The 17759-nt window shown below is 74.1% G+C and carries 19 protein-coding genes and 1 pseudogene; 13 read left to right on the top strand and 7 right to left on the bottom strand.

Going from position 1 to position 17759, the window contains the following annotated elements:
- Positions 1-86: 86 nt before the first annotated feature.
- A complete protein-coding gene (locus ACIBQZ_RS42450) occupies positions 87-539 on the bottom strand; it encodes a hemerythrin domain-containing protein (RefSeq protein WP_396094633.1) in 453 nt (150 codons plus the stop codon).
- Between the two features lie 223 nt (positions 540-762).
- Here ACIBQZ_RS42450 and ACIBQZ_RS42445 point away from each other — a divergent pair, with 223 nt between their 5' ends.
- Complete coding sequence (locus tag ACIBQZ_RS42445; protein ID WP_396094632.1) at positions 763-1281, top strand: hypothetical protein; 519 nt, start codon at positions 763-765, stop codon at positions 1279-1281.
- Here the strand turns inward: ACIBQZ_RS42445 and ACIBQZ_RS42440 are convergent.
- From ACIBQZ_RS42440 to ACIBQZ_RS42430, 3 genes are read right to left on the bottom strand one after another with little or no spacing between them, the layout of a single operon-like run.
- Positions 1262-1807: a GNAT family N-acetyltransferase gene (locus ACIBQZ_RS42440; RefSeq protein WP_396094631.1), complete on the bottom strand. Its 546-nt coding sequence runs from the start codon at positions 1805-1807 to the stop codon at positions 1262-1264. The two genes, ACIBQZ_RS42445 and ACIBQZ_RS42440, sit on opposite strands and share 20 nt — an antisense overlap.
- Positions 1804-3384, bottom strand: a complete 1581-nt coding sequence (locus ACIBQZ_RS42435; protein ID WP_396094630.1) for a beta-N-acetylhexosaminidase — start codon at positions 3382-3384, stop codon at positions 1804-1806. The genes ACIBQZ_RS42440 and ACIBQZ_RS42435 overlap by 4 nt, the downstream gene beginning before the upstream one ends.
- Positions 3385-3407: 23 nt before the next feature.
- A complete protein-coding gene (locus tag ACIBQZ_RS42430; protein WP_396094629.1) occupies positions 3408-4574 on the bottom strand; it encodes an alanine racemase in 1167 nt (388 codons plus the stop codon).
- 90 nt (positions 4575-4664) lie between these two features.
- Between ACIBQZ_RS42430 and ACIBQZ_RS42425 the strand changes: the two genes are divergently transcribed.
- The 3 genes from ACIBQZ_RS42425 to ACIBQZ_RS42415 are packed head-to-tail and all read left to right on the top strand — an operon-like array spanning position 4665 to position 7573.
- Complete coding sequence (locus ACIBQZ_RS42425) at positions 4665-5975, top strand: transcriptional regulator (protein WP_396094628.1); 1311 nt, start codon at positions 4665-4667, stop codon at positions 5973-5975.
- Positions 5968-7203, top strand: coding sequence for an amidohydrolase family protein (locus ACIBQZ_RS42420; protein ID WP_396094627.1), 1236 nt, complete (start codon positions 5968-5970; stop codon positions 7201-7203). Before ACIBQZ_RS42425 ends, ACIBQZ_RS42420 begins: the two co-directional genes overlap by 8 nt.
- A complete protein-coding gene (locus ACIBQZ_RS42415) occupies positions 7196-7573 on the top strand; it encodes a RidA family protein (RefSeq protein WP_396094626.1) in 378 nt (125 codons plus the stop codon). Before ACIBQZ_RS42420 ends, ACIBQZ_RS42415 begins: the two co-directional genes overlap by 8 nt.
- Here the strand turns inward: ACIBQZ_RS42415 and ACIBQZ_RS42410 are convergent.
- Positions 7561-8295 carry an alpha/beta hydrolase gene (locus ACIBQZ_RS42410; RefSeq protein WP_396094625.1) on the bottom strand — a complete coding sequence of 245 codons (735 nt, stop codon included), beginning with the start codon at positions 8293-8295 and terminating at the stop codon, positions 7561-7563. The two genes, ACIBQZ_RS42415 and ACIBQZ_RS42410, sit on opposite strands and share 13 nt — an antisense overlap.
- 74 nt (positions 8296-8369) lie before the next feature.
- Between ACIBQZ_RS42410 and ACIBQZ_RS42405 the strand changes: the two genes are divergently transcribed.
- The 9 genes and pseudogenes from ACIBQZ_RS42405 to ACIBQZ_RS42365 all read left to right on the top strand — a co-directional run bounded on the left by ACIBQZ_RS42405 (position 8370) and on the right by ACIBQZ_RS42365 (position 15519).
- The gene (locus ACIBQZ_RS42405; RefSeq protein WP_396094624.1) at positions 8370-8759 is read left to right on the top strand and encodes a GntR family transcriptional regulator; all 390 of its coding nucleotides are present in this window, start codon (positions 8370-8372) and stop codon (positions 8757-8759) included.
- Positions 8756-9661: an ABC transporter ATP-binding protein gene (locus ACIBQZ_RS42400; RefSeq protein ID WP_396094623.1), complete on the top strand. Its 906-nt coding sequence runs from the start codon at positions 8756-8758 to the stop codon at positions 9659-9661. The genes ACIBQZ_RS42405 and ACIBQZ_RS42400 overlap by 4 nt, the downstream gene beginning before the upstream one ends.
- Positions 9658-10641 carry a transmembrane transport protein gene (locus tag ACIBQZ_RS42395; protein ID WP_396094622.1) on the top strand — a complete coding sequence of 328 codons (984 nt, stop codon included), beginning with the start codon at positions 9658-9660 and terminating at the stop codon, positions 10639-10641. Before ACIBQZ_RS42400 ends, ACIBQZ_RS42395 begins: the two co-directional genes overlap by 4 nt.
- Positions 10642-10767: 126 nt before the next feature.
- Positions 10768-11070 carry an urease subunit gamma gene (locus ACIBQZ_RS42390; RefSeq protein ID WP_125806689.1) on the top strand — a complete coding sequence of 101 codons (303 nt, stop codon included), beginning with the start codon at positions 10768-10770 and terminating at the stop codon, positions 11068-11070.
- A gap of 76 nt (positions 11071-11146) precedes the next feature.
- A pseudogene (locus tag ACIBQZ_RS42385) lies at positions 11147-11452 on the top strand (urease subunit beta); the annotation flags it as partial.
- Positions 11453-11621: 169 nt separating this feature from the next.
- On the top strand, positions 11622-13340 hold the full coding sequence (locus ACIBQZ_RS42380) for an urease subunit alpha (protein ID WP_396094621.1): 1719 nt from the start codon (positions 11622-11624) through the stop codon (positions 13338-13340).
- A 16-nt stretch (positions 13341-13356) separates the two neighbouring features.
- Positions 13357-14001 (top strand): urease accessory protein UreF, encoded by a 645-nt coding sequence (locus ACIBQZ_RS42375; protein WP_396094620.1) that lies wholly within the window; start codon positions 13357-13359, stop codon positions 13999-14001.
- Entirely contained in the window at positions 13991-14698 is a 708-nt protein-coding gene (gene ureG / locus ACIBQZ_RS42370) for an urease accessory protein UreG (RefSeq protein WP_396094619.1), read from the top strand. Before ACIBQZ_RS42375 ends, ureG begins: the two co-directional genes overlap by 11 nt.
- Positions 14698-15519, top strand: a complete 822-nt coding sequence (locus ACIBQZ_RS42365) for an urease accessory protein UreD (protein ID WP_396094618.1) — start codon at positions 14698-14700, stop codon at positions 15517-15519. Before ureG ends, ACIBQZ_RS42365 begins: the two co-directional genes overlap by 1 nt.
- Before the next feature lie 643 nt (positions 15520-16162).
- Here the strand turns inward: ACIBQZ_RS42365 and ACIBQZ_RS42360 are convergent.
- Entirely contained in the window at positions 16163-17065 is a 903-nt protein-coding gene (locus tag ACIBQZ_RS42360) for a sigma-70 family RNA polymerase sigma factor (protein ID WP_360556097.1), read from the bottom strand.
- A gap of 175 nt (positions 17066-17240) precedes the next feature.
- A complete protein-coding gene (locus ACIBQZ_RS42355; protein ID WP_396094617.1) occupies positions 17241-17498 on the bottom strand; it encodes a hypothetical protein in 258 nt (85 codons plus the stop codon).
- Positions 17499-17759: the final 261 nt, after the last annotated feature.

Genomic DNA, 17759 nt, shown 5'->3' with positions numbered 1-17759 from the left:
ATAACCACCGCTTCAACCAAGACCCATCCCACGCCGCTGCGCGACGCGGGATGCTGCCGCGCGTCTGGTCACCGTCGATTTTCGAGTTAGGCGGTGAGACCCGTCAATCCTTCGGACGGGTCGACGGCGTTGAGGACGGCCACCAGCCGCTTCTCCTCGCCGATGAAGTGGGTCTCCAGCACCGCGGCGAGGCCGGACAGTTCCTCCTCGACGTCGCCACCCTGCTCGGCTAGCGCGCGCACCCGGGTCAGCAGGCCGGCGATCACCCGGTGGTCGCGTTCCAGCTCGGCCAGGAAGTCGCGCAGCTCGGGATGGCGGGCGGCCAGCAGCGGAAAGACGTGGGTGTCCTCGCCGGTGTGGTGCCGGCTGACCGCGGCACAGAACGCCAGGCAGTGCGTGCCCAGCTCGGCCTCGGGGACAACACCCTCGCGCAGGTAGGCCAGCCGGTCGCGCAGGCCGATGTGGATCTCGATCAGCTGATGGCCGTACGCCAAGAAGCGGGCGTACTCGCTTGAAGTGCTCTCCACGGAAGGTCCCATGGTCCGGCGCCTCCATGCCCGCGGCGGCCTGTTTGCCGGGCGCACTGCGACGCTGCAGACAGCAGACCAGTCGTCACCCGCCTCGGTCAAGTCCCCCGTGTGGCCCTCGGAACTCGGCCCGGGCGCACGCCCCTCAGCCGAAAGAGAATGGCATAGCGATCATGATTGCCGTTGGCTACCGTCGGCCGGCCGAGCACGAATAGGCGCTGACGTCGACCGAGGGATGACCGTGGCCGGAGAAAAGGACAACAAAGCGGTCGTCGCCGCGGTGATCGCCGCTTTCGCCGCGCTCGGCGGCGCGATCCTGAGTCAGCCCTACTTCCAGCAGAAATTGATCGAGCCGCGCTTCTGCGACCGCAAGTTCGAGTTCAGGGCGCCGGTGACCGGCCAGCCCATCAGCGGCAACACCGGGGTGGTGGTGATCGGCAAGACCTGCGGTTACGACGCCCGGGAGGACCACGGCTGGCTGTTCGACTTCGATCCCGAGGACGGCACCTACTATTCCGTCAGCGACCGGCCTCTGGGTGGCCGGGAGTGGGCATTGTTCGACGGTCCGCTGGGCGATCCGGGCGACAACAGGAAGAAGTATTCGCTGGTCGTTTTCCAGGCCGACGATTCGTGCAACAGGACATTGCTGGAACAGATCGCGAAGGGCGACGGGGAAACCGCCTTTCAGCAGCCGCCGGCTGGCTGCACCGAAGAGGACCGGCGCGACATCATCGTCAGCTATCCGAAGCCGTGAGACCGGTCGGCCAGGACGGGTCGGCCCGGAGGTCGTAGCGCCAGTCGTGCACCACGATCGGGTGGCCCGGCGGATATTCGAAGTCGCTCTCGCCGCGCAGCTCGAAGCCCGCCCGCCGGCACACCCCGTTGGACGCCGCGTTGCTCACCTTGGGGAAGGCGTGCAGCCACCGGCGCCGCCCGTGCGCCGCGGCGTGGCCCCGCGCGGCCACCGTCGCCGCCACAGCCAGCCCGCGGCCCTGGAAGCCCGGCAGGACCTTCCAGCCCGTCTCGTAGACCGCCTCGCCCTGCCATTCGCGTTCCCAGTAGCCGATGCTGCCGACCGGGTCGGGCTCGCCCGCCAGGCGCACCAGGAACATGCTGCCCCGGCCGCCCTCCACAATGGCCCGGACGCGCTCGTGCCGGTCGAGCAGCGCCTGGTCGGGCTCCACGCCGCCGAGGTGCAGCTTCATCTCCGGCACGTTGGCGCGACGCTCGAACGCCAGCGCGCTGTCGTCCCACGGCTCCAGACGCAGATCCTCACTCATGCGCCCATGCTGGCCCCCGGGTACGACACTTTCTGTCGCCGCAGGTCCGCCGTCATCTCGTGCACCTCGGCCAGCCGTTCGGCCAGCTCGCGGGGGTGGCCGGGTGCGTCCGGGCGGGCGTCCCACGGGCGCGGGCCGGTCAGCGGCCGGTAGTTGACGCCCAGCGCGTCCAGCCGTTCCAGGTGCGGGCCGAGCCGGTCGGTGAAGTCGGCGTAGTCGCCGCTCCCGGTGCCCCACACCACCTCGGCGAAGGCGCACAGCCGCGGATAGGTCTGGTAGTCCACCCGGCGGGCCGACTCCAGGTGTTCGGTCCAGACGTTGGCCTGCGCGCCGATGATCCGGCCCGCCTCCGCGGGGGTCAGGCCGGGCGGGACCGGGTCGAAGGCGTACACGTCGGCGAGCGTGAGCAGCGTGCCGACCGGGGTCGGCTCGCCGGGGTCGTCGGACTGCCGGTAGTCCAGGTAGACCGAGGTGTCCGGGCAGGACACCACGTCGTGTCCGGCCCGGGCAGCCAGGATCGCCGGCTCTACGCCCCGCCACGCGGCGATGGTGGCGCCGGCCGGCGCGCCGCCCGCGAGGATCTCGTCCCAGCCGTAGACCCGGCGGCCGCGTGCCGCCAGGTGCGCGGCCATCCGGGCGGTGAACCAGGCCTGCAGCTCGTGCGGGCCGGCCAGGCCCTCGGCCGCGATCCGGGCCCGGGCCGCCGGGGTCACCCACTCCCGCGCCGGGCACTCGTCGCCGCCGATGCCGATCAGCTCGCCGGGGAAGATCGCGCAGACGTGGTCGAGGACCTCGCGGCAGAAATCCAGGGCCCGGTCGGTGACGTTCAGGACATGCGGGGAGATGCCCCAGGAGGTACGGACCCCGCCCGCGAACCCGTTGCCCAGCTCCGGGTACGCGGCGATTGCGGCCTGCATGTGCCCCGGCATGTCGATCTCCGGCAGCACGGTGACGTGCCGTTGCGCCGCGTACGCGACGATCTCCCGCAGGTCCGCGGTGGTGTAGTAGCCGCCGTGCGGCCGGTTGTCGTGCCGGTCGTGGCCGCGGGAGCCGAGCATCGACCGGGGCCGCCACGCGCCGACCGAGGTGAGCCGCGGCCGGCCGGGCACCTCCACCCGCCAGCCCTGGTCGTCGGTCAGGTGCAGGTGCAGCACGTTGAGCTTGTGGAACGCGGCCAGGTCGACGAAGCGCAGCACGTCCGCGACGGGCCTGAAGTGCCGGGCCACGTCGAGCAGCACACCCCGCCAGGCGAACCGCGGCGCGTCCTCGACGTGCACGGCCGGCAGCAGCGGCGGGCCGTCGGTGATCGGCGCCCGGCGCAGGGTGTCGGCGGGCAGCAGCTGCCGCAGGGTCTGCGCGGCATGCCGGATGCCGGCCGGGGAACCGCCCCGGATGTCGATCCCGCCGGCGTCCACGTCGAGCACGTAGCCCTCCGGCGCCAGCGTGGTGTCGACCCGCGCGCGGACGTCCTCCGGCGCGTCGACCGAGGGATCGCGCAGCCAGGCGGCGAGCGGCGGGCGCACCGGGAAGCTGCCGGCCCGGTGGACCAGGGTGGCGGGGCGGGGGATCAGGGTCACGGTGGCCGCCGTTCGTTAATGGTTCAGAAGTACGTGTGCAGCACGTCCACGACCACGTCCGCGTCGTCGGCCACCGGGATGAACCGCCACTTGTCGAAGGCCGTGCACGGGTGCGACAGCCCGAACCGCAGCAGCTCCCCCACGGCCGGCGAGCCCCCGGTCACGTACGTGTGGTGGTCGTTCATCTTTGTCACGGTCAGCCCGTCGGTGACCGGCAGGCCCTCGTCGAAGGGCGCGTCCCGCTTGCCCATGCCGACGACGGCCAGGCCCGGCTCCGGAGTGGACAGCACCTGCGCCCACATCTCCAGCGCCGGGTCCAGCCGGCCGTCCGCGGGCTCCCGGTTGAACGGCGTGCGCTCGCGGTAGAAGCCGTCGTCGTGGGTGACCGACGCGCCGCTGCGCAGCACCGCCCGCACCCGGCGCCGGTCCAGCCACTGCCCCTCGAGCGCCTTGACCACCCGGTCGAACCAGGCGCTGCCGCCGGCCGAGACCAGCACCTCGTCGTCGAGCAGGCCGGCGACCGCGCGGGCCGCCTCGACCAGCGTCACCAGGAACGCGTCCACCGTCGCGACGTCGGGCAGCGCGCCCTCGTAGGCGGTGACCCCGAGCAGGGAGATCCCGGGCGCGGCGGCGGCCGCGCGGGCCACCGCGACCACCTCGGCGACGGTACGGCACCCCGTGCGCCCACCCGCATGACCGAGCTCGACCAGCACCGGCAGGCCACCCGCGGCCGCCACCGCCTCGACCCCGGCCACCGAGTCGACCTGCACGATCACCTCCCAGCCGCGCGCCGCCTCGGCCGCCAGCCAGCCCAGCGCGGTCGGGTCGAGCACCTGGTTGGCGATCAGCACCCGGGGCACCCCGAGCCGGCGCAGCACCAGGGCCTGGCTCGCGGTCGCCACGGTCAGCGCCCACGCGCCCGCCTCGAGCTGGGCGGCCAGCAGCGTCGGGGCCATCGTGGTCTTGGCGTGCGGCGCGAACGAGAAGTCGTACCGCTGGGCGTACCCGGCCATCGTGGCGATGTTCGCCCGGACCGCCGAGTCCCGGACCACCAGCAGCGGCCAGGTGAACGATCCGTCGAAGAGCCGGTGCCGCGCCGCTGCGAAGTCGCGGGTGGTCACCTCGCCGGCGGGCAGCCAGAAGCCCTTGGCCCGCCAGTCGAGGAGCTCGTCCGGGATGTCGAGGGCCATGTCCGTCTCCTCAGCTTGACCGCACGGGCGCTTGGGCGCACGCTACTACGGACTACTTACGAACCACCAGCGTGGAGAGCGGGGCGAGGCGTGCCGGCGGCGATGGTGATCGGCCTGGTCGTGCACGCGAACCACCGGCACCGGTTCGAGGCGGCCACCCGCACGCTGACCGGCGTGACCTTCGCCTGGGCGGTCTACCGGCGCGAGGAGCAGATCCGCGACCGGGTCGCCGGGCTGCTGGGCGCCGGCCGGCCGGACGGGTTGCTGCTCGGGCCGGTCCCGTACGCGCGGTCGCGGGACCTGCTGCCGCCGGAGCTGCCGGTCGCGGTGACCCGCTCGGCGGCGCTGGACCTGGCGCTGGCCTGGTCGCGGGCCCGGGGCAACGGCTGGCCGGCCACCCCGGTCAGCATCGACACGTTCCCGCGGGAGACCGTCGACGAGGTGGCCGACGCCCTGGGGCTGGACCACGAGGGCATCGCGTGCCTGCCGTTCGAGCCGGAGCAGCCGGTCGCCGAGGTGGTCGCGTTCCACCGCGAGCAGCTGGCCCGCACCGGCGCGGCCTACGTGATCACCGTGCGCACCGGGGTGGCGGCGGCCCTGGACGGGCGGGTCGCCGTGCTGCACGCGCTGGCCACCCCGGGCACGATCCGCGCCGACCTGCACGAGCTGGCGCTGCGGATCCGGCACCGGCACGCGGACGGCCTGCGCTTCGCCGCCGCCGTCCTCCGGCTGCCCGATCCCCCGGAACCCGCCACCCCCGCCGACCGCGCCGGGCTGGTGGAGATGCTGCACCGGACTCCCGAGTTCGCCGACGCGTGGATCGACGATCGCGGGCCGCACGGCGTCGTCGTCTTCGCGCATGCCGGGCTCTTCGAGGCGGTCACCCGGCACTGGACCACCCTGCCCCTGCTCGCCGAGGCCCGCGAGACCCTCGGCGTCCGGGTGGTGGCCGGCTTCGGCCTGGGCGACTCGGCGCGGCTCAGCGTCGCGCTGGCCGAGCGGGCCGTCGAGCGGGCCGGCCAGGATCCCGCCGCCGGCGCCTACCTGATCTCCGGCGCCGGCCTGATGATCGGCCCGATGGGTGCCGCCGGCCCGCCGCTGACCTCGACCTACCGCGAGCACGGCGGCCTCGAGGCGCTGGCCGGGCGGGTCGGGCTGAGCCCGGCCACGCTGTCCCGGCTGGCCGCGGTCGAGCGCCGGCTGGCCGGCCGGCCGGTCTCCCCCAGCGAGCTGGCCCGGTCGCTGGGGATCACCGACCCGAGCGGGCGGCGGCTGATCCGCAAGCTGAGCGAGTCCCGGCTCGCGGTCGGCGACGGCAGTTCCCAGCTGCACCGCAAGGGCCGGCCCACCCGGCTCTACCGGCTGTCCATCACCGAGGCCCTGAAGGTGCGGCATGACTGACGACCTGCTGTTCACCGGCGGCGAGGTGGCCGGCGCGGGCCGCGTCGACCTGGCCGTCCGGGATGGACGGATCGCGGCGGTCGGCCCCGGCCTGGCGCGGGCCGGGCGGTCCGTCGTGGACGTGACCGGGCTGCTGATCACGCCGGGCCTGGTGGACCTGCACACGCACGTCGGGCCGGGCTACTGGGGCATCGAGCCCGACCCGGTCGCCTGGCGCTCCGGCGTCACCACCTGGGTCGACGCCGGGTCGGCGGGGGCGTACACGCTCGCCGGGCTGCGCCGGGTGGTGGCCGGCACGGAGCTGCGGGTGCCCGCGTTGCTCAACATCTCCGCGATCGGGCTGGCCGGGCGCACCGGCGAGAGCCGCGACCTGGACAACTGCGACACCGCGCTGGCCGTCGACACCATCCAGGCCCACCGCGACCTGATCCACGGCCTCAAGGTCCGGATCGACCGCGACACCGTCGGCGCCAACGGCGTCGAACCCCTGCGGCGGGCCCTGGCCGCTGCCGACGCCTGCGGCGTCCCGGTCATGGTCCACATCGGTACGGCCCCACCCGCGCTCGACGAGGTCCTCGACCTGCTGCGCCCCGGCGACATCGTGACGCACTGCGCCAGTGGCATCGCCGCTCCGCTGGGTCCCGCCGTGCACGCCGCCCGGGCCCGCGGGGTGCTGCTCGACCTCGGTCACGGCTCCGGCGCGTTCGCGTTCGACGTGCTCGAGCGGCAGCTGGCGGCGGGACTGGGCCCGGACACCGTCTCCACCGATCTGCATGCGCGCTCGGTGCACGGCCCGGTGTTCGACCTGCCCACCACGATGGCCAAGCTGCTGGCTGTGGGCGTACCGCTGGACGGGGTCATCGCGGCCGCGACCGTCCGGCCGGCCCGCGCCCTCGGGCTGAGCGGCGGGACCCTCGCGGTCGGCGCGCCCGCCGACCTGGCGGTCTTCCGGGTCGAGGAGGGCGCGTTCCCGGTGGTGGACGCGCACCGCCAGGTGCGGACCGCGCCGCTGCGGCTGGTCAACGAGGCGACGTACGTGGCGGGCCGCCGGCTCGCCCCGCGGCTGAGCCCGCCGGTCCCGTCCTGGATCCCGCTCACCGACGCCCAGCGCGCCGCCCTCGCCCAGCGCGAGCGCGACCTGCGGGCCCTGCTCACCGCGCCGCTGGTCGGCGCGGACGGCCTGGCCGAACAGTTCCCGAGACCGACACCGAGGAGTTCCGATGCCTAAGCGCGCCATCATCACCGACCGGGCGGCACCCGTCGGCGGCCCGTACTCGCATGCCGTCGTCGCCGGCGACACCGTCTACCTGGCCGGCGCGATCCCGGCGCTGCCCGACGGCACCCGGGTCACCGGCAGCTTCGCCGAGCAGGCGCACGCCGCCTTCCGCAACCTGGCGGCCACCGCCGAGGCGGCCGGCAGCAGCCTCGACCAGGCCGTCCGGGTCGGCGTCTACCTGCGCGACTTCGCCGACTTCGCCGAGCTCAACGAGATCTACCCGCAGTACATCAAGGGCGACAACCTGCCGGTACGCACGACGCTGCCGGTCCCGCTGGTCGGCTTCGCCATCGAGATCGACGCCGTGCTCTACACCGCCTGACGCTCCCGCACCCACCCGACGGCCCGGCGCACCGCCGCCCGGGACTCGTCGGTGTGGTCGGCGATGTCGAAGCTGTGCTGCCCGTGCGGCACGTCGATGATCTCGACGGCGGCGGCCTGGGTCAGGAAGTCCGCCACCCCGGCGGCGAAGCCCGGGTGCTCCCGGCCCACCCGGGTGAGCAGCAGCGGCGGGGCGCCCTCGCCGACCGCCTCGGCGGGGGCGTCGAAGCCCGGCGCGGCCGCCATGCCCGGCAGCGGGGTCACCACCGGATAGGTCAGGGCGACGCCGCGCAGCCACGGCGGCGCGTCCCGCAGCCAGCCGGCGCTGAGCATGCCACCGCCGGAGAAGAACCACAGCACCACCCGGTCCGGGTCGGCGCGCGGGTCGGCCCGGGCGGCCGTCACGGCGGCGGCGATCCGCGCGGCCGCCGTGGCGTAGTCCAGCACCAGCCCGTCGGGTCCGGGCGTGATCGGCAGCTGGTACCCGGGCACCACGGTGAGCATTCCCTCGGCGGCCAGCAGCTCGCCGTAGCCGCGGTACAGCGGCCAGTCCCGGGGCGGCGTCTCGAGCCCGGGCGGCAGCGGCGCGCCGTGCACCACCACGACAACCGGGAACGGCCCCGCCCCGTCCGGCACGTACGTGTCCACAGTGTCGGTCCGCTCCGGCTTGCGGGCGGGCGGCGACAGCACGAACGGGCGCAGGTACTCCGGGATCTCGGTCATCCGTCCATTGTCTCTTGACAGCGCGCCACCGACTTTCCCTATAGTGCTAATAACCTAGTTAAAGCGAGAAACAAGTGATCGACTTTCACCTGGACGTCCGTTCCGGCGTCTCGCCGTACCTGCAGCTCGTGCAGCAGGTGCAGCGGGCATTGCGGCTCGGCCTGCTGTCGGTCGGGGACCAGCTCCCGACCGTCAAGGAGGTCGTGGCGAAGCTGGCGATCAACCCCAACACCGTGCTCAAGGCCTACCGGGAGCTGGAACACCTCGGCCTGGTCACGCCCCGCCCGGGGCTCGGCACGTTCGTGAGCCGCAGCCTGGCCGACGACTCGCTGGCCGCGCACGACGCGCTGCGCGGCGAGCTGCAGGCCTGGCTCGACAAGGCCCAGCGCGCCGGCCTCGACGCGGACAGCATCGAGGCCCTCTTCCTGACGACCTTCCGAAAGGCCACCGAGGTGACCCCATGAATCCGGTCCTGCGCACCGAGGGACTGACCAAGCGCTACGGCAGCCGCCCGGCACTCACCGACGTCACCCTGACCGTTCCCGCCGGCCGCGTCGTCGGGCTGGTCGGACCCAACGGGGCGGGCAAGTCCACGCTGCTCAACCTGGCCTCGGGCATGATCGCCCCGACCGCCGGCACGATCGAGGTGCTCGGCGCCCGGCCCGCCGCGAACGCCGCCCAGCTGGCCCGGGTCGGCTTCGTCGCGCAGGACACCCCGGTCTACACCGGCCTGTCCGTCGGCGACCACCTGCGGATGGGCGCCCGGCTGAACCCGGCCTGGGACGACGCCCTGGCCCGGCAGCGGATCGCCCAGGTCGGGCTCGACCCGGCGCAGAAGGCGGGCCGGCTCTCCGGCGGCCAACGGGCCCAGCTGGCGCTCACCATCGCCGCCGCCAAGCGCCCCGAGCTGCTGATCTTCGACGAGCCGGTGGCGGCGCTCGACCCGCTGGCCCGGCGCGCGTTCCTGCAGAGCCTGATGGAGTTCGTCGCCGAGCTGGAGGTCGGCGTCATCCTCTCGTCCCACCTGCTCGGCGACCTGGAACGGGTCTGCGACCACATGATCGTGCTGACCGACTCGCGGGTGCAGCTGGCCGGCGACGTCGAGGACCTGCTCGTCACCCACTACCGGCTGGTCGCGGCCCGCGGCGACCTCGACACGCTGCCGCCGGGCGTCGCGGTGGTGCACGCCGAGCACACCGACCGGCAGAGCACGCTGCTCGTGCACGACACCGCGGGCGCCGTTCCGGGCCTGGCGGCCGACGCCGAGCACCTGAACCTCGAGGACATGATCCTCGCCTACCTGACCCGGGCCGCGCTCGGCGCCGTCGGCGCCCGCACCCCGCAGACCCTGGAGGCACACCGATGATCTGGCTGACCTGGCGTCAGTTCCGCGGCCAGGCCCTGGTGGCCCTCGCCGCGCTCGCCGCCCTCACGATCTTCCTGGTGGTCCTCGGTCTGCGGATCCGCGGCACCTACGACGCCAACGTCGGCTGCACGGGCTGTTCGGCCGACTCCGGCGCGCAACTGCTGAAGGACAAGTACTTCAACGTCCTGCTGCTCCTGGGCTTCCTCATCATCCTGGTGCCGGCGGTGCTCGGCGCCTTCTGGGGCGCGCCGCTGATCGCCCGCGAGCTCGAGACCGGCACCCACCGGCTGGTCTGGAACCAGAGCGTCACCCGCACCCGGTGGCTGGCGGTCAAGCTGTCGTTCGTCACCCTGGCCGCGCTGGCCTTCGCCGGCCTGCTGAGCCTGCTGTTCACCTGGGCGGCCAGCCCGTACGACCGGGCGCTCAACGACCGCTTCGACCCGCTCTTCTTCCCGACCCGCAACCTGGCGCCGCTGGGCTACGCCGTCTTCGCCGTGGTCGCCGGGATCACCATCGGGCTGCTCATCAAGCGGACCGTGATCGCGATGGCGGTCACGCTGGCCGCGTTCGCGGCGATGCAGATCCTGATGCCTACCGTGCTCCGCCAGCACCTGCAGCCCGTGGTCCACGAGTCGGTGGCGTTCGTGGCCGCCGACTCGCACGGCCTGGGCCTCAACCAGAAGGGCCAGGTCTCCATCCCCGGTTACGACGTGCCGGGCGCCTGGGTGCTGACCGCCAACCCGCTGCTGCTCGACGCCGACGGCAGGCAACCGCCCGAGGCCACGGTCAAGCCGTGCTTCACCGGCGAGCCCGGCCAGGCGAAGCAGTGCCTCGAAGCGCTGAACCTGCACTCCGAGCTGAGCTACCAGCCCGCCGACCGGTACTGGACCTTCCAGTGGCTGGAGTCCGGTGTCTACCTGCTGCTCGCGCTGCTGCTGGCCGGGTACGCGTTCTGGCGGATCCCGCGTGGGCTGAGCTGACCGGCGTGGTCACCTGCGGAACACCGGGCCGCCGTGGTCGAATCAGGATGATCAAGCTTGCCGCGGCGGGTAACACGTCGGAAACCTCGAGCTGCGAGCATCGCTGGGCGATCAGGGGAGGTCCGGTTGTTCCTCAGCCAGCACGAGCAGGAACGCCTGCTCATCCACGTCGCGGCAGACGTCGCCCGGCGCCGGCGGGAGCGCGGCCTGCGGCTGAACCACCCGGAGGCGACCGCGATCATCACGGCCTTCCTGCTGGAGGGCGCCCGCGACGGGCGCACGGTCGCCGAGCTGATGGACGCCGGCCGGCGGGTGCTCACCCGCGCGGACGTCATGGACGGCGTGCCGGAGATGCTGGCCGAGGTGCAGGTCGAGGCGACCTTCCCGGACGGCACCAAGCTGGTCACCGTGCACGGGCCGATCTCATGAGCGAGCGAAGCGAGCGCAGGCGGCTCAGTCCCTGGGCGCGGCATGGCAGCGGCGAGCGAAGCGAGGCGAGGCCATGATCGTGCCCGGGGAGATCATCGCCGGGGACGGCGACATCACCATCAACGCCGGCCGCCCGGTGCTCGCGCTGACCGTGCGCAACACCGGCGACCGGCCCGTGCAGGTGGGCTCGCACTACCACTTCGCCGAGTCCAACGCGGCCCTCGCCTTCGACCGGGACGCCGCCTGGGGACACCGGCTGGCCGTGCCCGCCGGCACCTCGGTGCGCTTCGAGCCGGGCATGCCGCGCGACGTCGAGCTGATCCCGTTCACCGGCCGCCGGATCGTGCCCGGCCTGCGCGGCCTGGCCGGCGGCCCGCTGGACCAGCCCGCCGAGCCGGTGGCCCCGCACCCCGAGGACATCGAGCCGGCCGGCTCCCTCGACGAGGACACCGGCGAGGACCAGCCGTCGAACGGGAGCCCCCGGTGAAGGAAACCGTCCAGCGGAGCCGGGCGGCGGCCCGCAGCACCGGCGCACACAGTGAGGCCAGGGCGTGACCACTCTCGACCGCGGCCGCTACGCCGCCCTCTACGGCCCCACCGCCGGCGACCGGATCCGGCTCGCCGACACCAACCTGCTGATCGAGATCGAGCAGGACCGCAGCGCCGGCCCGCAGCCGGGCGACGAGGTGGTCTTCGGCGGCGGCAAGGTGATCCGCGAGTCGATGGGTCAGTCCCGGGCCACCCGCGCCGAGGGCAGCCCGGACACGGTGATCACCGGCGCGGTGGTGCTGGACCACTGGGGCATCGTCAAGGCCGACATCGGCATCCGCGACGGCCGGATCGTCGCGCTGGGCAAGGCCGGCAACCCCGACACCATGGACGGGGTGCACCCGGAGCTGGTGATCGGCCCGGGCACCGAGATCATCGCCGGCAACGGCAAGATCCTCACCGCCGGCGCCATCGACAGCCACGTGCACCTGATCAGCCCGACCATCCTGGACACCGCGCTGGCCAGCGGCATCACCACGATCATCGGCGGTGGCACCGGCCCGGCCGAGGGCACCAAGGCCACCACGGTCACCCCGAACGCCTGGCACCTGGCCCGGATGCTGGAGTCGCTGGACTCCTGGCCGATCAACGTGCTGCTGCTCGGCAAGGGCAACACCATGTCCAGCGAGTCCATGTGGGAGCAGCTGCGCGGCGGCGCCGGCGGCTTCAAGCTGCACGAGGACTGGGGCACCACGCCCGCGGTCATCGACGCCGCGCTGCGGGTCGCCGACGCGTCCGGCGTGCAGGTCGCCATCCACACCGACACGCTCAACGAGGCCGGCTTCGTCGAGGAGACGCTGCGGGCGATCGCCGGGCGGTCGATCCACGCGTACCACACCGAGGGGGCCGGCGGCGGGCACGCGCCGGACATCATCACGGTCGCCGCCCACCCGAACGTGCTGCCGTCGTCGACGAACCCGACCCGGCCGTACACCCGCAACACGCTCAGCGAGCACCTCGACATGCTGATGGTCTGCCACCACCTGAACTCCTCGGTGCCCGAGGACCTGGCGTTCGCGGAGAGCCGGATCCGGCCGTCCACGATGGCCGCCGAGGACCTGCTGCACGACCTCGGTGCGATCTCGATGATCGGCTCGGACTCCCAGGCGATGGGCCGGGTCGGCGAGGTGGTCATGCGCACCTGGCAGACCGCCCACGTGATGAAGGCACGCCGGGGCGCGCTGCCCGGTGACGGCCCGGCGGACAACAACCGCGCCAAACGGTACGTGGCCAAGTACACGATCTGCCCCGCGGTCGCGCACGGGATGGCCGGGCAGGTCGGCTCGGTCGAGCCCGGCAAGCTGGCCGACCTGGTGCTGTGGGACCCGGCGTTCTTCGGCGTCCGGCCGGCCCTGGTGATCAAGGGCGGCATGATCGCGTCGGCCCAGATGGGCGACGCGAACGCCTCGATCCCGACCCCGCAGCCGATGCTGCCCCGCCCGATGTTCGGCGCGTACGGCGTGGTGCCGGCGGTGACCTCGGTGGCCTTCGTGGCGCCGGCGGCGATCGACGCGCTGCTGGGCGACCGGATCGGGGTCCGGCGGGCGCTGGTGCCGGTGACCGACACCCGCACGGTGGGCAAGGCGGAGCTGCCGCTCAACGACGCGCTGCCCCGCATCGAGGTGGAGCCGGACACGTTCACGGTCCGCATCGACGGCGAGGTGGTCGAGCCGGAGCCGGTGACGGAGCTCCCGATGGCCCAGCGCTACTTCCTGTTCTGATGGCGCGGTGGGCGGCATGAGCCTGGCGACGCTGCTGGTGCTGGCCGACGGGCGGCTGCCGGCCGGTGGGCACGCCCATTCCGGCGGGCTGGAGGCCATGGTCGCCGCCGGGCGGGTGCGTGAGGTCGCCGACGTGGGCGCCTTCCTGCGCGGCCGGTTGTTCACCTCGGGGCTGGTCGCCGCCGCCTTTGCCGCGAGCGCCTGCGCGCGTACCGGAAACGCTTTTGATCTTGACAGCGGGCTGGACGCCCGGACGCCGTCGCCCGCGCTGCGCCGGGCCTCCCGGGCGCAGGGCCGCGCGTTGCTGCGGGCCGGGCGGGCGATGTGGACGCTGCCCGCGGTCGGGCGCGAGCCGCACCACCCGGTCGCGCTCGGGGTGCTGGCCGCCGCCGCCGGGCTCGGGCCGCGGGAGGCCGCGGTCGCCGCGGCGCACGGCGCGGTCAGCGGACCGGCCAGCGCGGCCGTGCGGCTGCTCGGCCTGGACCCCTACGCGGTGCACGCCCTGCTCGCCGGGCTGGCCCCGGAGATCGACCGGGTGGCGGCGGACGCCGCGGCCCGCACCGACGACCCGGTCGACGACCTGCCGGCCGCGGGCGCCCCGCTGCTCGACATCGGCGCCGAGCTCCACGCCACCTGGGAGGTGCGTCTCTTTGCATCCTGAACAGCATGATCACGGCCCCGACGAGGTTCCCCACACCCACCCCGACCCCGGCGTCGACCCGCACGCCCCGCTGCACCCCGGCGCGCGGGCGCTGCGGATCGGCATCGGCGGCCCGGTCGGCTCCGGCAAGACCGCGCTGGTCGCGGCGCTGTGCCGGACGCTCGGCACGGAGCTGCGGCTGGCCGTGGTCACCAACGACATCTACACCACCGAGGACGCCGACTTCCTGCTGCGCAACGGGGTGCTGCCGGCCGACCGGATCCGCGCGGTGGAGACCGGCTGCTGCCCGCACACCGCCATCCGCGACGACATCTCCGCCAACCTCGACGCGGTCGAGGACCTGGAGGCGTCCCTCGGGCCGCTGGACCTGGTGCTGGTCGAGAGCGGCGGGGACAACCTGACCGCGACGTTCAGCAAGGGCCTGATCGACCAGCAGATCTTCGTGGTGGACGTGGCCGGCGGCGACAAGGTACCGCGCAAGGGTGGCCCCGGGGTGACCACCGCCGACCTGCTGGTGATCAACAAGACCGACCTGGCGCCGCTGGTCGGCGCCGACCTGGCGGTGATGGACCGCGACGCCACGGCGCGGCGCGGCACGCTGCCGACCGTGTTCCTGTCGCTGGTGCAGGACAGGGCCGCCACGGCGGTCGCGGAATGGATCCGCGCGCTGGTCGCGGCCCGGGTCCCGGCTGCCTGATGCGGGCCGAGGCGCGGATCGTCGCGGCGGCCGACGGCCGGGGCGGCACCCGGCTCGCCGTGCTGCGCGGCGAGTCGCCGCTGTTGCTGCGGCGCACCGGCCCGCGGACCGGCCCCGGCGTCACCGTGCACCTGGTCGGTGGCGCGGCCGGGCCGCTGCGCGGCGACGACCTGCGGCTGGACCTCGAGGTCGGCGCCGGGGCGCGGCTGACGGTGCGCAGCGTCGCCGCGCAGCTCGCGCTGCCGGGCCGGCCGGGCGCGCCCGCGTCGCGGCTGGAGATCCGGGCGACGGTCGCGGCGGGCGCGACGTTGCGCTGGCTGCCGGAGCCGCTCATCGCGGCCGCCGGCTGCGACCACCGGGCGATCACCCGGGTCGAGGTCGCCGCGGGCGGCACCCTGCTGTGGCGCGACGACCTGGTCTGCGGCCGGCACGACGAACCGTCCGGCGACGTGCACACCGACCTGTCCGTCCGGTACGCCGGCAGCACCCTCTACCGCCACGAACTGGCAGTCGGCCCACGGGCGCCGGGCTGGTCGGGTGCCGCGGTGCTCGGCGGCGGGCGGGCGGCGGGCTCACTCGTGCTGGCCGGACCGGACCTGCCCGCGGCGACGCTGCTCGGCGGGGACGCGGCGCTGATGCCGCTGGCCGGCCCGGGCATGCTGGCCACCGCCGTCGGCCGGGACATCCGCCAGGTGCGCGCCGCCCTCGACCCCCTGTGCGCCGAGCCGCGCCGGCTGCGGCCTGCCCGGCCCCGGGATAGCGCCCTCGGGCCGGCGGCGCCGTCACCGGGTGAAGGCCGGCCGGAACGCGTCGCGTCGTAGTCGGCCTGGGCCAGCGCCGCGTCCGCCTGGCGGTGCAGCACCACGCTGCTGACCGGGGGCGGCGGGGCGGCGGGGCGCCCGGGGCGCCCGAGGCGCCCGAGGCGGCCGAGGCGCCCGAGGCGGCCGAGGCGCCCGAGGCGGCCGAGGCGCCCGAGGCGGCCGAGGCGGCCGGGGGCGGCGGCGGTCAGGCACCCGGCCTGGGTCTGGCCGGCCTTGATGAACTTGGCCGGGTTGGTCCTGACGGTCGCGCAGTCCGCCTTGGCCGGCGCGGCCTTGACGGCGGCGCTCAGAGTGTCGCCCGCAGCCGGGGCGGGCTGGGCCTGCCGGGTCTTCGAGGCGCTGGGCTGCGGTGGCGGATCGCCGTCCACGCGCAACCCCGCTCCGCCCGGGCCCGAACGGCGGGTGGCCCCGCGACCGGATCACCGGCCGGGGGCCACCCGTCGTGGGGACGGCAGCCGCTCAGACGGCGACCACTCAGACGGGCGACCGCTCAGACGGCGACCGCTCAGGCGGGCGACCGCTCAGACGGCAGCCGCTCAGGCGGGCGACCGCTCAGACGGCAGCCGCTCAGGCGGGCGACCGCTCAGACGGCAGCCGCTCAGGCGGCGACCGCTCAGACGGCAGCCGCCCAGGCGGCGACCGCTCAGGCGGCGACCGCGATCGGGACGCCGTGGCTGTCGGTCAGCGCCAGCCGGGTCCGCAGGTTGCCCTGCTCGGCGACCCGGGCGAAGTACTCGGTCCGCCGCCGCTGCAGGCAGCCCTTGCGGGTCCGCGGTCCGCCCGCCGCCACGGTCAGCAGCTCCGGCGCCAGCGAGCTGTTCAGCCCTTCCCGGAGCAGGCGCAGCGCCTCGGTGCGCAGCTGGGAGATGCGCGACTCGGTGACCCCGAGCTCGGCGGCCACGTCGCTGAGCGGCTGCTCCTGCAGGAAGGACTGGGTGACCACCAGGCGCAGCCGTTCGGGCAGGGCCTGGATCGCCTGGTGCAGGTAGCCCAGCCGTTCCCGCTTGAGCAGCAGGTCCTCGGGCCCCTCAGAGAGCTCCGGGACCATCTCCTCGGCCGCGCCGGTGGGGAAACCCTGCAGGCTGAGCAGCGCGGCCTTCTGCACGTCGTCCTCGACGCTGGCCAGCTCGGCCACCCCGATGCCGAGCATCTCGGCGACCTCGGCCTCGGACGGGGTCCGGCCCAGCGCCGCGGTGAGCTCCTGGCGGGCGGTGGCCGTGCGGCGCGCCCGGGCGCGGACGCTCCGGCTGGCCCAGTCCTGGCCGCGCAGCTCGTCGAGCAGTGCGCCGCGGATCCGGACGGCGGCGAAGCGGTGGAACGGGATGCCCCGGCTCACGTCGAAGGAGCGCGCGGCCCCGAGCAGTGCGGCGAATCCCGCGGACGACAGGTCGTCGGCGTGAACGTGGCCGGGTACGCGGTTGAGCAGTTCCCGAACCAGGTGACCCACCATCGGCATGTGTTCGCGGACCAGGTCCTCGAGGTCGCGCGCGGACGGCGCGTCATGGACGATGCCGACGGTGGCGGGGAGTTCGGTCGTCACGGTCACGTGGTGTCCTCCTCGCTCGTACAAGCCGGCTGGTGAACCGGCTGATGAGGAGAACACTTATGGCCGAAAGGTGCAGTGGCGGCCGAACTCGGTTGCTTTTAAGGTGTTTTTTGCGAAAAAGGCTCAGCTATCGGAAGGACTCCCCGGGCCGGCTCCCACCGGCCACGCCGCTGTCTCAGCTGGCGAAGTGCGGGCGGCGCGGCGCGGCGACCAGGCCGCTCAGCTCGTGACGCACCCAGTTCATCCGGCGCACGGCGGCCTCGGGGTGGTCCCCGAACTCCTCCGCGACCCCGGCGGCGCATCCGTCGCTGCCGTGCCGCAGCAGCATGGCGGTGACGGTCTCTTCGAGTGTCTGCCGGCTCGGGCACTCGGACGGCTGCAGGTAGGAGACGAACAGCGCCTCCGCTGCCAGCTCCTGCACGGTACTGATCATGTCGAACTCCCCGATGTGCGACGACTTGCTCCGGTTCCAGCTAACGCTCGCCCCGGTGCCGATCGGAACCGCTCAGGTTGCAGACCGGTATCAGTCATCTTCCCCGGGGGCGTCAACCCGGCCCGCAGGCACGCCGAACCGTTTCGGACGGATTTCGGCTGAACGCGTTTGGTGGCCGTGGCGGGCCGCATCGGCGCCCGCGGGACTCAGTCCGAAGTTTACCCGCAGCTCGGGCGGCCCAACCGGGAACTCCGGTCGACC

The organism is Actinoplanes sp. NPDC049599 (assembly GCF_044465625.1).
Classification (GTDB): Bacteria; Actinomycetota; Actinomycetes; order Mycobacteriales; family Micromonosporaceae; genus Actinoplanes.
The sequence above is the reverse complement of the archived record's forward strand: the minus strand, read 5'-3'. Positions and strand labels throughout refer to the sequence as shown.